Source organism: Neisseria sicca 4320 (assembly GCF_000193735.1).
Lineage (GTDB): Bacteria > Pseudomonadota > Gammaproteobacteria > Burkholderiales > Neisseriaceae > Neisseria > Neisseria sicca_E.
In genome coordinates, this window is record NZ_AEPF01000058.1 from 106,616 (window position 1) to 119,045 (window position 12,430).

Annotated in this window: 9 protein-coding genes; 8 read left to right on the forward strand and 1 reads right to left on the reverse strand. The window is 54.2% G+C overall.

Annotation, left to right across the window (positions count from 1 at the left end):
* Positions 1 to 78: 78 nt before the first annotated feature.
* Entirely contained in the window at positions 79 to 252 is a 174-nt protein-coding gene (locus tag NSCA4_RS0106360; protein WP_016687357.1) for a hypothetical protein, read from the reverse strand.
* 53 nt (positions 253 to 305) lie between these two features.
* Between NSCA4_RS0106360 and NSCA4_RS0106365 the strand changes: the two genes are divergently transcribed.
* From NSCA4_RS0106365 to NSCA4_RS0106400, 8 genes are all read left to right on the forward strand, one after another.
* Positions 306 to 4,361 (forward strand): phage tail tape measure protein, encoded by a 4,056-nt coding sequence (locus NSCA4_RS0106365; RefSeq protein ID WP_016687358.1) that lies wholly within the window; start codon positions 306 to 308, stop codon positions 4,359 to 4,361.
* Between the two features lie 100 nt (positions 4,362 to 4,461).
* Complete coding sequence (locus tag NSCA4_RS0106370; RefSeq protein WP_016687359.1) at positions 4,462 to 4,866, forward strand: hypothetical protein; 405 nt, start codon at positions 4,462 to 4,464, stop codon at positions 4,864 to 4,866.
* A gap of 46 nt (positions 4,867 to 4,912) precedes the next feature.
* Positions 4,913 to 6,745: a hypothetical protein gene (locus tag NSCA4_RS0106375; protein ID WP_016687360.1), complete on the forward strand. Its 1,833-nt coding sequence runs from the start codon at positions 4,913 to 4,915 to the stop codon at positions 6,743 to 6,745.
* Between the two features lie 9 nt (positions 6,746 to 6,754).
* Complete coding sequence (locus NSCA4_RS0106380; RefSeq protein ID WP_016687361.1) at positions 6,755 to 8,443, forward strand: hypothetical protein; 1,689 nt, start codon at positions 6,755 to 6,757, stop codon at positions 8,441 to 8,443.
* A 129-nt stretch (positions 8,444 to 8,572) separates the two neighbouring features.
* Positions 8,573 to 9,109, forward strand: coding sequence for a hypothetical protein (locus tag NSCA4_RS0106385; RefSeq protein ID WP_016687362.1), 537 nt, complete (start codon positions 8,573 to 8,575; stop codon positions 9,107 to 9,109).
* 90 nt (positions 9,110 to 9,199) lie between these two features.
* Positions 9,200 to 10,105, forward strand: coding sequence for a hypothetical protein (locus tag NSCA4_RS0106390; RefSeq protein WP_016687363.1), 906 nt, complete (start codon positions 9,200 to 9,202; stop codon positions 10,103 to 10,105).
* A complete protein-coding gene (locus NSCA4_RS12915) occupies positions 10,106 to 10,480 on the forward strand; it encodes a hypothetical protein (protein ID WP_016687364.1) in 375 nt (124 codons plus the stop codon).
* Between the two features lie 11 nt (positions 10,481 to 10,491).
* Complete coding sequence (locus NSCA4_RS0106400) at positions 10,492 to 12,372, forward strand: hypothetical protein (RefSeq protein ID WP_029609589.1); 1,881 nt, start codon at positions 10,492 to 10,494, stop codon at positions 12,370 to 12,372.
* Positions 12,373 to 12,430 lie beyond the last annotated feature (58 nt).

The window sequence follows — 12,430 nt, forward strand, 5'->3', positions numbered from 1 at the left end:
CTGAAACGGGCTTCTGCGTGTAGGCGCAGCGGCATGGAGTTTCAGACGACCTTTTTTTTAAACGGGTTTTAAAACAGATTAGAACCGATACAGGGCTGATTTAATCAGGTATCCGCTGACGGCCATAAAGGCGGAAAATTCCGGCAGTTTCATGTCGCGGATGTGCGCCAACATATCGAAACCGAGATACAGGGCGATAAATGCCGAGAATGCGCCGACGGCGAAAAGTATGGTTAGAGCGAGGGTTTTCATTGGCTGAAATCTGTTAAGGGTTATTCATTCGAGATAGTAAAGGTATCAAAATAATGGCGAATATTCAAGCAGGTTTAGAGATTAAGGCGGGCGTGTCCGGTGCCGAAAACATCGACGCGCTGGCGCAGTCCATCGAGGCGGCGGGCATCGATACGGGTAAACTGACGGCAGAGGCGAAAGAGCTGGGCGCGACGCTGTCGAAAGCGCAAGCCCAACAGGCGGCGATTGCGGAGTATAAGGCATTGTCGGCAGAATTGGACAATACCGCCAAGGAAATGCGTGCGCTGGACGAGCTGACCGCAACGCTTGAAAAATCCATGCGCGGCGGCGGTACGCAGCAACAGCAAGCCGATTTAGCGAAGCTACGCGCCGAATCCGAACGCTTGGCAAAAAGCGAAACCGAGCTAACGGGCAAACTGTATGCCGCCCGCGACGCGATGGCGGTGTCGGGCGTATCCGTCAAAAACCTTGCCGCCGAGGAAAGCCGACTAGCTGCTGAGACGGCAACTGCGACGGTAAAGTTGGATAAGCTGACAGCCGAGGCATCGGAACTTAAAGCCATTGCCGATGCAAAAATCAAACTTGGTATCGATACCGATGAGAAAGCCTTGCGTGAGCTGCAGGAGCTTAAGAAAAGCTATGACCTTTTGAAAAGTAGCGGCACGTTAACCAAAGAAGAACTCTCCCGCGCAACAGCCCGCTATAACGATAAAGTGTTCCAGCTGAATAAGAGCTTATCGGATTTGCGTCCTACACTTGCCGACTTTGCCAATGAGTTCCGAGGGGTGGCGAGTGGTGCTGCCGGGCTGACGTATGCTGCTCGTGAGGCGGTGAAATTTGAAAGCGCAATGGCAGGTGTTCGGAAAGTCGTGGACGGTACTCCTGAGCAGATCGAACAGTTGGGCGGGCAAGTTAAAAAACTGGCGGTAGAGTTCGGCATGATGCCGGAGAAGATGGCTGAAATCGTTGCCGCTGGCGGTCAGTTAGGTATTGCTGCCGATAAGTTGGATGAATTTGCACGCGTTACCGCGACTATGGCAACCGCATTCGGCCTGACGGCTGAGGAAGCAGGCAATGCCGCCGCAACGATTGCCAACGTGTTCCAGCTTCCGATCGATGAAGTGGAAAAGCTCGGCGATGCCATCAACGTTTTGGGCAACAATACCGCCGCGCGTGAAAAAGACATTGTTGCGGCGATGGCGCGTATCGGCGGTACGGCGAAACAGTTCGGACTTGCCGCCGACGAAGCCGCCGCACTTGCCGACGCCTTTATCGCATTGGGCAAACCGCCCGAAGTGGCGGCTACCGCCATCAATGCCCTGCTGCAAAAATTGCAAACCGCGCAAAGCCAGGGCAAAGGTTTCCAAGATGCGCTGCAATCCATCGGAACGTCCGCCGACGAGATGGCGGCAAACATCGCTGCGAACCCGCAACAGGCTCTGACCGAGTTCCTGCATAAACTCGAAGGCTTGGACAAACAAAGCCGCGCCCTGACGCTCTCGCAACTCTTCGGCACAGAATACAGCGACGACATTGCCCTCTTGGTCGGCTCGCTTGGTGAATATGAAAAGGCTTTGGGCTTGGTAAACGACCAAGCGCAAATACAAGGCGCGATGCAGAAGGAGGCGGCAGCTGCATTAAATACTACCGAAGGGCAAATCAATAAGGCTAAGGCGGCAGTTTCCAATATGGCAGGAGAGCTGGGTGATGCCTTATTGCCTATTTTAAAAATAACGGCATCCACGGTTGAGACGGTTGCAACGGCAATTAGCGATTTCACAAAAGATTTTCCGGTATTGTCCAAGCTGGCGGTTTACTTTGCTGCCGCCCGTGTTGCAATGGAGGCGTATTCTGCAGTTGTGCGTCTTGGTGGCGCTGCTGCATTGAAAAGTTTGGTGTCTCAAAAAACTGCTGTCGATGCGTTGACCGTTTCATATGGTAAAGCCGGTTTGGCGGCTAAAGAATACGGGAGTATTGCATCAGCAGGTGTCGCGGCACAATCAAAAGGGTTGACCGGTTTGGCTTCGGGATTGTCTTCCCTTGTTGCCCGATGGGGCATTATCGGTACGACGGCAACGATTGCCGGAGAAGCAGTCGGCGGGTTTATTCAGGATTTGTACGAACATATTCCTGGTCTTCGTGCAGTGTTTGACGAGATGGCGCGTCCGATAGCTATGATTGACAGCCTGTTGACGACGGGGAGTTTGGATAAATATCACGAATTTTTCAAAACTGACGCCGAAATCAAGCGCGAACTGGAAGAATCAAACAAACGGTCTGCTGAAGCCGCCGAAAAAGCCGCTGCCGCCAAGAGAAAGGCAGCCGAAGAGGAAGCCGCCGCCGTCAAAGCCCTGCAAGCCGAATATCGTGCTTCCGCCGCCGAACAGGCTGCGTTGGAGCGCAGTATGGCTGCCTTGCGTGCCGACGGGCGCGAAACTGGCGATTTTTATAGCGAGCTGGCGGTCAAGCTGGAAAACGTGCGTACCAAAACCGCCGACCTGAAGGCAGAACTTGACAAGAAAAACATCAAAATCAGCGCGGATACGGGCGAACTTGCCGAAGCGCAAAAAGCCCTTGAATCTTTGGGGCTGACGGCGGAAGAAGTCACCACCGGTCTGAGTAAGAAAGCGTCTGAAGGGATTGCCAACTTTTCCACCGCCGCTGCCAAGTTTGGCAATGATGCCGAGCAGATGTCGCGTGTATTTCAGGCGGCATTAAAGCAGATGGACAGTCCCGAAGCGGTCGAAAAACTGAAAGCCGCATTGGAAGACGCAGGCAAACAGGCGGGCATGACCGCCGAGGAGATCAAAAAAATCGGCGACGCCGCCCCTGTCGCGTCCGATAAGGTTGCCGACGCATTTGCCAAAATTGGCGTGGACAGCAAAGCCGTGATGACCGGCATCAGCAGCGACGCCCGACAGGCGTTTGCCGACTTTAAGGGCGCGTCCGAACAGGCGGCAGCAGCGGGTCAGAAAGATGCCAAGCTGATGCAGGCGGCGTTTGAGCAGATGATGGGCAAACTCAAAAGCAAGGAGGAGTTCGCCGAGTTCCAACGCCAACTCAAAGCCAGTGGCGATGCAGCACTGTTGACGCAGGAGCAGCTTGCCCGTTTGGGCGACGCGGCGTCAGGCGGCGCGGAAAAAGCCAAAGCCGCCTATCAAGGGCTGAACGATACCGCCGCGCAGGCGGGCGAGGCTGCCAAAAACGCCCACAACAAAGGCGCGCAGGCGGCGGAAAGCCATGCCCAATCCGTCAGCAAGGTGGTCAAGGCAAACGACGATGCAGCGGCGAGTGCGGAAAAGGCGGCGGCAGCGACCGAAAAAGCCGCCAAAGCCGTAACCGACTACGGCTACCGGCTTAGTCAGACGGGCGGCTACGTCAAGTTCAGCAACGAACAGCTTGAATTGATGAACCAAAAATTCAGGGGCGTCAAAATCGGTATGGAAGCAACGCTGCAAATCGGGCGCATGAAGGACTACACCCAGCAGATTTACCTTGCCAACTCCGCCATGCAGCGGTTGAGCGACGCAACGGCGCAGGGCGCGTTGACACAGGGTGTGTTGAACGATGCAGCCAGTGCGGCTGCGGCGGCTGCCGACAAGCTGGGCAATACCGAGCTGACCAAGTTTCGCAATGCGATTGCTGACGCGCAACGTCGTCTGAATGCGCTGCGCCAAGAGGCAAGCGACGCGACGCGCGCCCTTGAGGCAGAGCTTGCCGAACTCAACGGCAACGCCGAAGCGGGCTACGCTTTGCAGCAGGAGAAAAAGCTGCGCGAGCTGAATCAGAAACTGGCAAACGCCAAGCAACTGGGACAAGGAGACATCGCCCGCGAATACCAGCGTCAAATCGAGCTGCAACAGCAGATCTACGACCGCCAACGCAACAAACGCGACGAGTCTGCCGCCCAAGACCGCGCCCGCAGCCAAAACACGGCAAACGGCAGCAACAATGTGGCACGCCAGTTGCAGCAAATCGGCAATCCGCAGGTCAACGTCAATACTGACGAGCTTAACCGCCTTTTGGCGCAGCGCGACGAAGCAGTCGCCAACAGAGCAGTCGGCAGCCTGATGACGCAACTGGAAAACTCGTTCAAGCGGACGAGTTAAATCAGACGGTAGATACAAACCCGACTGCAACCATGCCAAGCCCCGATTTTCGGGGCTTTTGCTTTAATGGGGTTTTATATTTAGGCAAAGGTCTTCTGAAATGGCCGATTGGATTTTAAAGCGCAAGGACACCGGCGCAAGCGTCCGCCTGCCGCAGGATATGCGTTGGGAAGATGAATTTAGTTGGAACAAGGTGGCGCAGGCCGCGCCGCAGCGTACCTTGTCGGGCGGTTTGGTCATTCAACAAGGCATCAAGGCAAACGGCCGCCCGATTACGCTGTCGGGCGATTGGGTATGGCTGGACTTGGGGTCTTTGCGGACTTTACGCGATTGGACGGACGTCCCTGAATTGGAAATGACGTTGTCCCATTACGACGGGCGCGAATTTAATGTCATTTGGCGCACGCATGACGCGGCTTTGGGCAGCGTCGAGCCGGTGCGGTACTCAACGCCCGAGGCGGACAGCGAGCGATACACCGCCAAGCTCTGCCTGATGACGTTTTAAGGTCGTCTGAAAACAGGTTTAAACAGGATTTTAAAAAGGTTTCAAAATGGAAAAAACAACGCGCCTGACGCAACAGGATTTGCAGATTTACCCCAGCCAGCGCATGACCGATACGCCCGACGGCGGCGGTTTGATGGTGGGGCAGCCGCTGACGGGCGAGGATAACGAGATTTTCCCGCCCGTTTCCGACGTTGACCGCACGATGGGCAGTTTGGACGCCCGTTTGCTCTATCCTGCCGTCTTGCGTAACGATTCCGAGCCGCTCTATGGCGGTCATTTTGTCATTACCGAGCCGCCGACCTCTGAAAACGTGTCGTTTTTGGCGTTTAAGGCGCGCAACTACGGCGAGAGCCGCGCAGACATTATGCCGCGAATTGAAGCGTATTCCGTGCCGACGGTGGAGAGCCGTATGACGCTGATGGGGCGGCATTTGGCGGGCGTGCGCCTTGTGCAGGCATATCAGCGCGAAGAAGCTCCGCTGCCTAAAGTGGGCGAACGGTATTGCCTGCAACACGAAGACAAAACCAACAGTAAGACCGAGCGCATCACTGAATATTTCCGCATCGCCAATCTGACGCACGAAATGCGGACGTTTGAAATTCCCCTGCCAAGCGGGCAGACCAAAGAAATCCGCCGCCGTGTCGTCAAAATGGAGACGACCAACCCGCTGACGCGAGATTTTGATGGTGTCGATTACCCGGTCGAGGGGTATGCAGGCAACAAGGTCAAGATTTTGGAGACGCAGGTCGCTGATTCGGCGACTTACTACGGCGTAAAGCCCGTTTCAGGCGACCTCAAGGCGGGTGATGCATCGCTGACGGTTGCCAGCATTTACGAAAAGCTGGTTCCCACTTCGACGGTGGAGACGCCGTATGCCGACCAATATCCCGTTGCGGGCGATATGTGGGTGGCTGCCGCGCCTGAAAAACAGGTGTTTCACGGGTATGTATCGGGCGGTACGCTGACGATGCCCCATTCGCTTTTGCCGGGCAGCATCAAAATCGGCAACTACAAAGACAATGCGCAGGGGCAGCTTATCTCCGGCGACAACATCATCCAAGCCGATTATGAAAAAGGTCGTCTGAGCGGCATCCCGAGCGGGACTTATACCGTTTCCGCCATTCCTGCCGCCAAATCATCGGCTGCGCGGTTTGCCTTTGCCGTTGAAATCAAAGAGACCAACCAAGGCACGGCATTTGCGCCGCTGCTGACACCCGCCCCCGCTGCGGGCAGTCTGAAAGTGTCGTTTATGGCGTTGGGCGTTTGGTATCTGCTCGCCGATTCTGGCGACGGCGTGTTGCGCGATGAGGCAGGCAAAGCGGTAGGCACGGTGTCATCAACCACTGGCTCTGTCGTGCTTAATCTGCCCGTATTGCCCGATGTCGGCAGCCGACTGGTGTTCCAATGGGGCGGGATTTCGGGATTCGCGTCATCCGACGGCGGCAAGACCGGGACGGCAGCGACGCCGAAACCCGCAGAAAGCAAATGCACCTATGGTTTGGGTCATCCAATCAAGCCGGGTACGTTGGTATTGACTTGGGAGGACAGCGGCACCAAAACCGCCCGCGACGACGGCAACGGCAGTCTGACAGGCGATATGCAGGGGTCGGTTGATTACCTCAACGGCGTGATTTCGACCGAACGCTACATCAACAGCAACACGGTCGAATATGCCTGTGAAGAGACGCGACGAATCAGCGCAAGCGTGGTCGGCGGCGCAGGCTACGGCATGACGGCGGAGGATAAAGGGGCGCATTGGGAGCTGGTATTCAAGGACGCTACGCCTAATCAGTCGGTCTTCAGATTGGATGTCAAAGGGCAAGTCTCTGAAGAGACAGAGTACACGGTGCCGAATTGGTATGGCGCAGCGGTTAGATAGGAGATGAAAATGGCGATTTCTGCCGGAAAAGAAATTAAATCAGGTACGGCGCGCATCAGTCTGCTCGCAGCCAAAGGCGGCTGGAAAACGGGTAAAAACGCCGTGCAGGGTATCCGCTGGGACGGCGGTAAGCTGATTGTGCCTAAATCCGCGTTGCGGGTGGAGGCATTGGCTTGGGCGACCAAGTCTTATTCGACCTTGGGTGCCGCATGGCGTGCGCAGGAAAAAGACGTGACCGCCAAGAAAACCGTCGATATGTCCTTCAGCGACTGGAATGCGGAATTTTTGTCCGCCGACTCGTCCCACGCCAAGCCCCGAAGCGGGCGTCTGGCAGGCGGGCTGACATTTAATGTCTTGATTGACTTTGACCAAGGCAGCACCTGCGTCTTTAATTCATGGTCTTTTTCAGACGGGACGACCGAAATCGTCGAATACGGCGGAACGCTTTATAAAAACTGGGATGCAGCCAAAGGCAGCGGCGAAAATATCGGCACATTGTCCGCCGCCGGAGAAGTGTCTATCAGCGACCCTGCCATCAAATTCCAAAGCCTCAAGGTAACGGGCGGGGTTGTCCGCTTGCCGCAGGTTAAGATTTTCTCCTATGCGGGGCGCACACCCGCCGCGCCGGTCAAGCCCGAAAGCTTTACCGTTTATACAGGCAGTGGCGAAGTTGCGGGACGCAGCAATGCTGACGGCAATATCGAGGGTAAAATAACAGGTAAAATCGACTACGAAACAGGGTTTTACGAAATTAGCCGAACCGAAGGATTTTATCCCGAAGAGCTGCGCTACAACGCCGTAACCCAAGACAATCTGCCCTTGGATTCGTCGATTATCGGTATCGACGCCGTGCGCCTGCCTGCCGACGGCCGCGTCCCCGTGTTCCGCAAGGGCGACATGATTGTGATTTCCAACCGCCTCAAGCAGGATTTGGGCAGCGCGTTTACCGCCGCCCAGAAAATCGCGCTCAACCGACAAAACCTAGACCGCCTCTGCTTGGTCGACAGCAAGGGCAAACACGTCCTTGCCGAAAAATACACGGCAGACCTCAAAGCGGGCAGCATTACCTTCGGCGAGCCGTTGGACTTGTCTCAATACACCCTGCCGCTGACCGCCGTGTGCGCGTGGGAAGAGGAAAACCGCATTACGGGCGTCGATATTTCGGGTCGTCTGAAACTACAATTTGCCATTTCGCGCGCCTACCCCAAGGCAGGGACTTACGTTTCGTCCGCCCTAATCGGCGGCGATTTGCTGGTACGCGCGACCGAGCCTTTCTCACAACAGGCATGGGACAACGTTTGGGCGGATTCGCGGCGCGGCGATCCGATTCTGGCAAAGGCCAACGTCAAGGACTACCCGATCAAACTCGCCAGCAACGGCGCGATTACCGAGCGTTGGCTGATTAGATTCACCACCGCCAACCAGTTTGAGCTATACGGCGAGCAGCTGGGCTTGGTTGCCAAGAGCGATACCCTGACCGACCTCGCCCCCGCCAATCCTGCTACGGGTAAGCCGTACTTTACGATTAAATCGACAGCGTTCGGTGGCGGCTGGTCTGCTCAAAACTGCATCCGTTTCAATACCTACGGCACGCCGCTTCCCGTGTGGATTTTACGCAGCGTCCAGCCCTCGCCCGACAGGCAGGAAGGGCGCGACGGCTTTACCGCCTGTTTGCGCGGGAATACGGTGGCTGAGTAGAGGCGGATAAGCAAAAGGTCGTCTGAAACTTGGAATCATGGTTTCAGACGACCTTTTATACCGCTTGTTTATTTTTAATGCCGTTTAATTTAAAATGCTGTTGATATTTTTTTAAACGGAGTAATAAGAATGAAAAAAATTATATTAATAGCTACGTTAACTGCGATTGTGGCAAGCGGCTTGGCGGGCTGCGGGAAAAGTAAAGAAGAAATCGAACTGGAGCGCGAAAAGATTGCATTACAGCGAGAAAAGTTACAACAACTTCGAGAATCGAAACAAGATAGACCGATTGCTGCACCGCAGCCCGAAAAAATGGAGGTACAGACAAAAAAAGACGTTCAGCCAGAACCTGCACGGGAGAATGTAACGGTCAATGTCAACCAGGCGGAGCAGCAGGTGGAAGTTAGACGGGTAAGTAAAGCTGTCATGATTTCAAACGCCAAAACATACTTTTCCGAGAGTGTGCTGCGAAGTGTCGAGGCGCGTTATAAGGACGGAGAAAGTATTTTGTGTGGAGAGGTACTTTGGGATAAAGCCAACTGGCGGCGGTTTGTACAAGTCAATTCATACAATGACAAAGACGGCAAAATAATGACGCAAACCTATTTCGACAAAGATTATTCGCACGAATTTTCAGACACCATATGGCGAGAATATTGCCGCTGATACAAGTATCCGACTGCAACCATGCCAAGCCCCGAAAATCGGGGCTTTTGCTTTAATAAGGCTTTATTTTTAAAGCAAAGGTCGTCTGAAATGTTTAATACAGAAAGAGTACCAGTAAAGGTTTATCGTTGGGATGACGCAGGTGCGCCGCAGGTTATGCCTGTCGATGGCGCAGTAAAAACCATTTTAAAAGCTTGTTTGGTAACCGGTTATGGCGAAAACGAAAATCGAAAAGAGCCGCTGGGCTGGGAAATGCTACACGAAAACGGAAATGACGCATGTTTTCGCAGTATGTCTGAAAAATCTACCAAATGGGCTTTAGGAGTATACGGAGGTACTCAATATGGCGGCGCCGATGTGGTTGGTTTAAAAGACCCAATTTCTGCAAAAGCAGGGGCGGAAACTGTTAATAATAATACTAATAAATTCATGTATGCCCACTACAGAAGAGAAGATAATGAGCCATTAGAGTGGGTTGTAGTTGGGCATGCTAGGGCTTTTTGTTTGATTATAACTAATCCAAATTATGCCAATATTTGTGCCCATTTGTATTTTGGAGATTTCCCCAGTCTTGCAGTGGCTGATAATAATAATTGTGTTTTATCTTTTGTTACTAATCAAAAATATTTAGACAATGGGTCAAACAAAATTAGTTCCGTGGTTATGTCAGATTACAAAGGAGATGGCTTTGTCGAAGTCAATCATGCAGTCAAGAGCGTGGAGAATGTAAGACAGGTAGTCGATTATCCAAACCCAGTCACTAATGGCTTTACTGCTGATGATATTTATTTGTTTGAATTAAACCAAAACAAAAAAATAATGCTGCGAGGATTGCAGGCGGGATTGCTGAGCACCTTTGAGAGAATGCCAAATAACGATGGTCTCAAATATAGGACTGTTTACCGAAATTTAGATAATACCGGAGACAGTTGGATGTATTTCCGTGGATTTAACGAGCGGGGTTTTTTGGTCAACCTTACAGCATGGGAAATCTAAATGGCTGATTTGATTTTTAAAAGCCGCGCTGTAACTAAATTCGGCGTGCGTCGCTCAAAAATCGAAAACCATGCCGTCAAAAGCCGTGCCATCCGTTCTCCTCATGTTAAATACGGCGGGCGCGGTTATATCGCCGGAGAGGCGGAGGGGATTGTTACCGTTGGTGGGCAACCTGCCTCAAGGCGCATCTACCTGTTCGCCCGCTCTAATATGGAGTGCATTGCCGATACTTGGAGTAAAGACGACGGCAGCTACCGCTTCGATCGGCTGAAGGAGGGCGAGGAGTATCTGATGGTGGCGACGGATTATAAAAAGCAATACGAGCCGGTCTCCTATGATTTCATCAAGCCCTTTGTCGATACTGACGGCGGATAAGGTCGTCTGAAATGTCTGACGATAAATCCAAAACCTATACCGATTCCGCGCGGATTCCGCTGCCTTTCGGGGCGTTGATTGCGGAACGTAAGCCGTCAAACCGATTGCCGATACCGTTTACCCGACTGCTGCGCCATATTGCGGCAGGCGGGGAGGTTGCGCCGATTGAGCCGCCAAAGCCCAAACCGCCCGAACCTTACGCGCCGCCTTCAGGCTATGCCGCTGTATCGGGTGAGTGGGGGTTTGTTTTACATGAGGCGGGGACGGGGTCGGCTTGTTTGGCCGGTGGTTTCGCGGGCGGTAGCGCGGCGGTCGGAATGTCGGGCGTGTCGGTTGAGGCTGTTGACGTTGCCCATTGTTTTCAGACGACCTTTGAGGGGATGACCGCGCTTGAAGGTCGTCTGAAATCGCTGTCTGAGCCGTCGTTTGCGGTTTCGGTGTGTGCGGCAGGGGTTCAAAGCGCGATGGATGGGCTGGACGGCTGCTCCGGCGCGAACACGACAGGCAGCCTGTTTCTGACGGGCTGCGGCGGCGATGCGCAGGCGGCTCAGGCGGGCGAGCTATTGGAAACCCACGCGGAAAGTACGTTTTCAGACGACGCTTTGTTGGTTGGCTGCCTGCAATCGGACATCCTTGAGGCAGCGGATTTGGCGCGTTGTTTCAGCCCTAAATCTTTGCCTGCGGTTACCGTCCCTTGCGAATACTACGAGATTCCGGTCGAGCCGGAACCCGTCCCCGAAACCTACGTCTGCGGCATCCGTCCTCCGTCCAACCGCCTTGCTTTGCGGTTTTACCGTAAAAAAATTGCGCACGACCCGCGCTATATCCCGCTGCCGTTCGCCTGTTTTGATACGGCAAAAACCCCTGTTTTAAACGGATACATTATGAAAAACACCGTCAAAGCCACGGCGGACGGGCAGCCGATTGAGTTGTTTTCCGCCTCGTTTACCGCCGATACGGGCGGCTACTGCTGGCAAGGCAGTCTGACCGTATCGCCCGAGGATTTCGCGAAAATCAATCCCGACGCACGCTCAAAGGGTGAGGAAGCGCAAATCAAGGTGCAAATCAATGCGGACACTTTTGTGATTCTTGCCGAGGATTACAGCGACAACCGCCGCTTCGGGCAAAAAAGCTATACGGTAACGGGCAGGAGCGTTACCGCCCGCTTGGGCGCGGACTACGCCCCAAAAGGCAGCGGCACATACCGCAACCCTATCTACGCCCAACAAATCGCCACGGAGGTGTTGAGACCGACGGGGGTGGGCTTGGACGGATGGACGATGGCGGATTGGCTGATTCCTGCCGATGTGTACGCATTGACGGACAAAACGCCTATGGCAGTATTGCAAGAGCTGGCGCAAGCGGCGGGCGGGTTTATTGAGAGCGACCGCGCCAAGCCAACCCTGAGATTTAAGCCGAAGTGGAAATCGGCAGCTTGGGAGGTGGCGCAGGCTGCGGCAGACGTGACCGTGCCTGCCAGCGTAATTTTCGGCATCAGCGGGCAGCGCAGCGTGTCCGAGCGGGCGAACGGGATTTATGTTTGGCCGAGCCATAACAAGGGCAAGGGCGCGGACGTGTACCGCAACGGCAGCAACCGCGAGCCGCGAGCCTCCGCGCTGACCCACGCGCTTTATACCGACCAGCCTGTTTTGCTTGCGGCAGGTATTGCCGCCTTGAGCGCGACGGGCGTCCACAAGCGCGAGACCGTGTCTTTGCCGGTATCGGATAAATACGCCATCCCTATGGCGAATTTGGGCGAGATTTGGCAAATCAGCGAGCCGTCGGGCAATTGGCAGGGCGTGGTCGTGGGCGTATCGGTTGAGGTCAAAATCGAAAACGACGCGCCTGTCGTTACTCAAAATGTCAGCATCGACCGCTATTTGGACGAGTGATTAAAGCTACTTTAAAAATGCTTTAAAGGTCGTCTGAAAGCCATGTTCAGACGACCTT

Bases quoted from the DNA above. Each gene is read 5' to 3' on its own strand.
- NSCA4_RS0106360 (WP_016687357.1), bottom strand. From the start codon at position 252: ATGAAAACCCTCGCTCTAACCATACTTTTCGCCGTCGGCGCATTCTCG.
- NSCA4_RS0106365 (WP_016687358.1), top strand. From the start codon at position 306: ATGGCGAATATTCAAGCAGGTTTAGAGATTAAGGCGGGCGTGTCCGGT.
- NSCA4_RS0106370 (WP_016687359.1), top strand. From the start codon at position 4,462: ATGGCCGATTGGATTTTAAAGCGCAAGGACACCGGCGCAAGCGTCCGC.
- NSCA4_RS0106375 (WP_016687360.1), top strand. From the start codon at position 4,913: ATGGAAAAAACAACGCGCCTGACGCAACAGGATTTGCAGATTTACCCC.
- NSCA4_RS0106380 (WP_016687361.1), top strand. From the start codon at position 6,755: ATGGCGATTTCTGCCGGAAAAGAAATTAAATCAGGTACGGCGCGCATC.
- NSCA4_RS0106385 (WP_016687362.1), top strand. From the start codon at position 8,573: ATGAAAAAAATTATATTAATAGCTACGTTAACTGCGATTGTGGCAAGC.
- NSCA4_RS0106390 (WP_016687363.1), top strand. From the start codon at position 9,200: ATGTTTAATACAGAAAGAGTACCAGTAAAGGTTTATCGTTGGGATGAC.
- NSCA4_RS12915 (WP_016687364.1), top strand. From the start codon at position 10,106: ATGGCTGATTTGATTTTTAAAAGCCGCGCTGTAACTAAATTCGGCGTG.
- NSCA4_RS0106400 (WP_029609589.1), top strand. From the start codon at position 10,492: ATGTCTGACGATAAATCCAAAACCTATACCGATTCCGCGCGGATTCCG.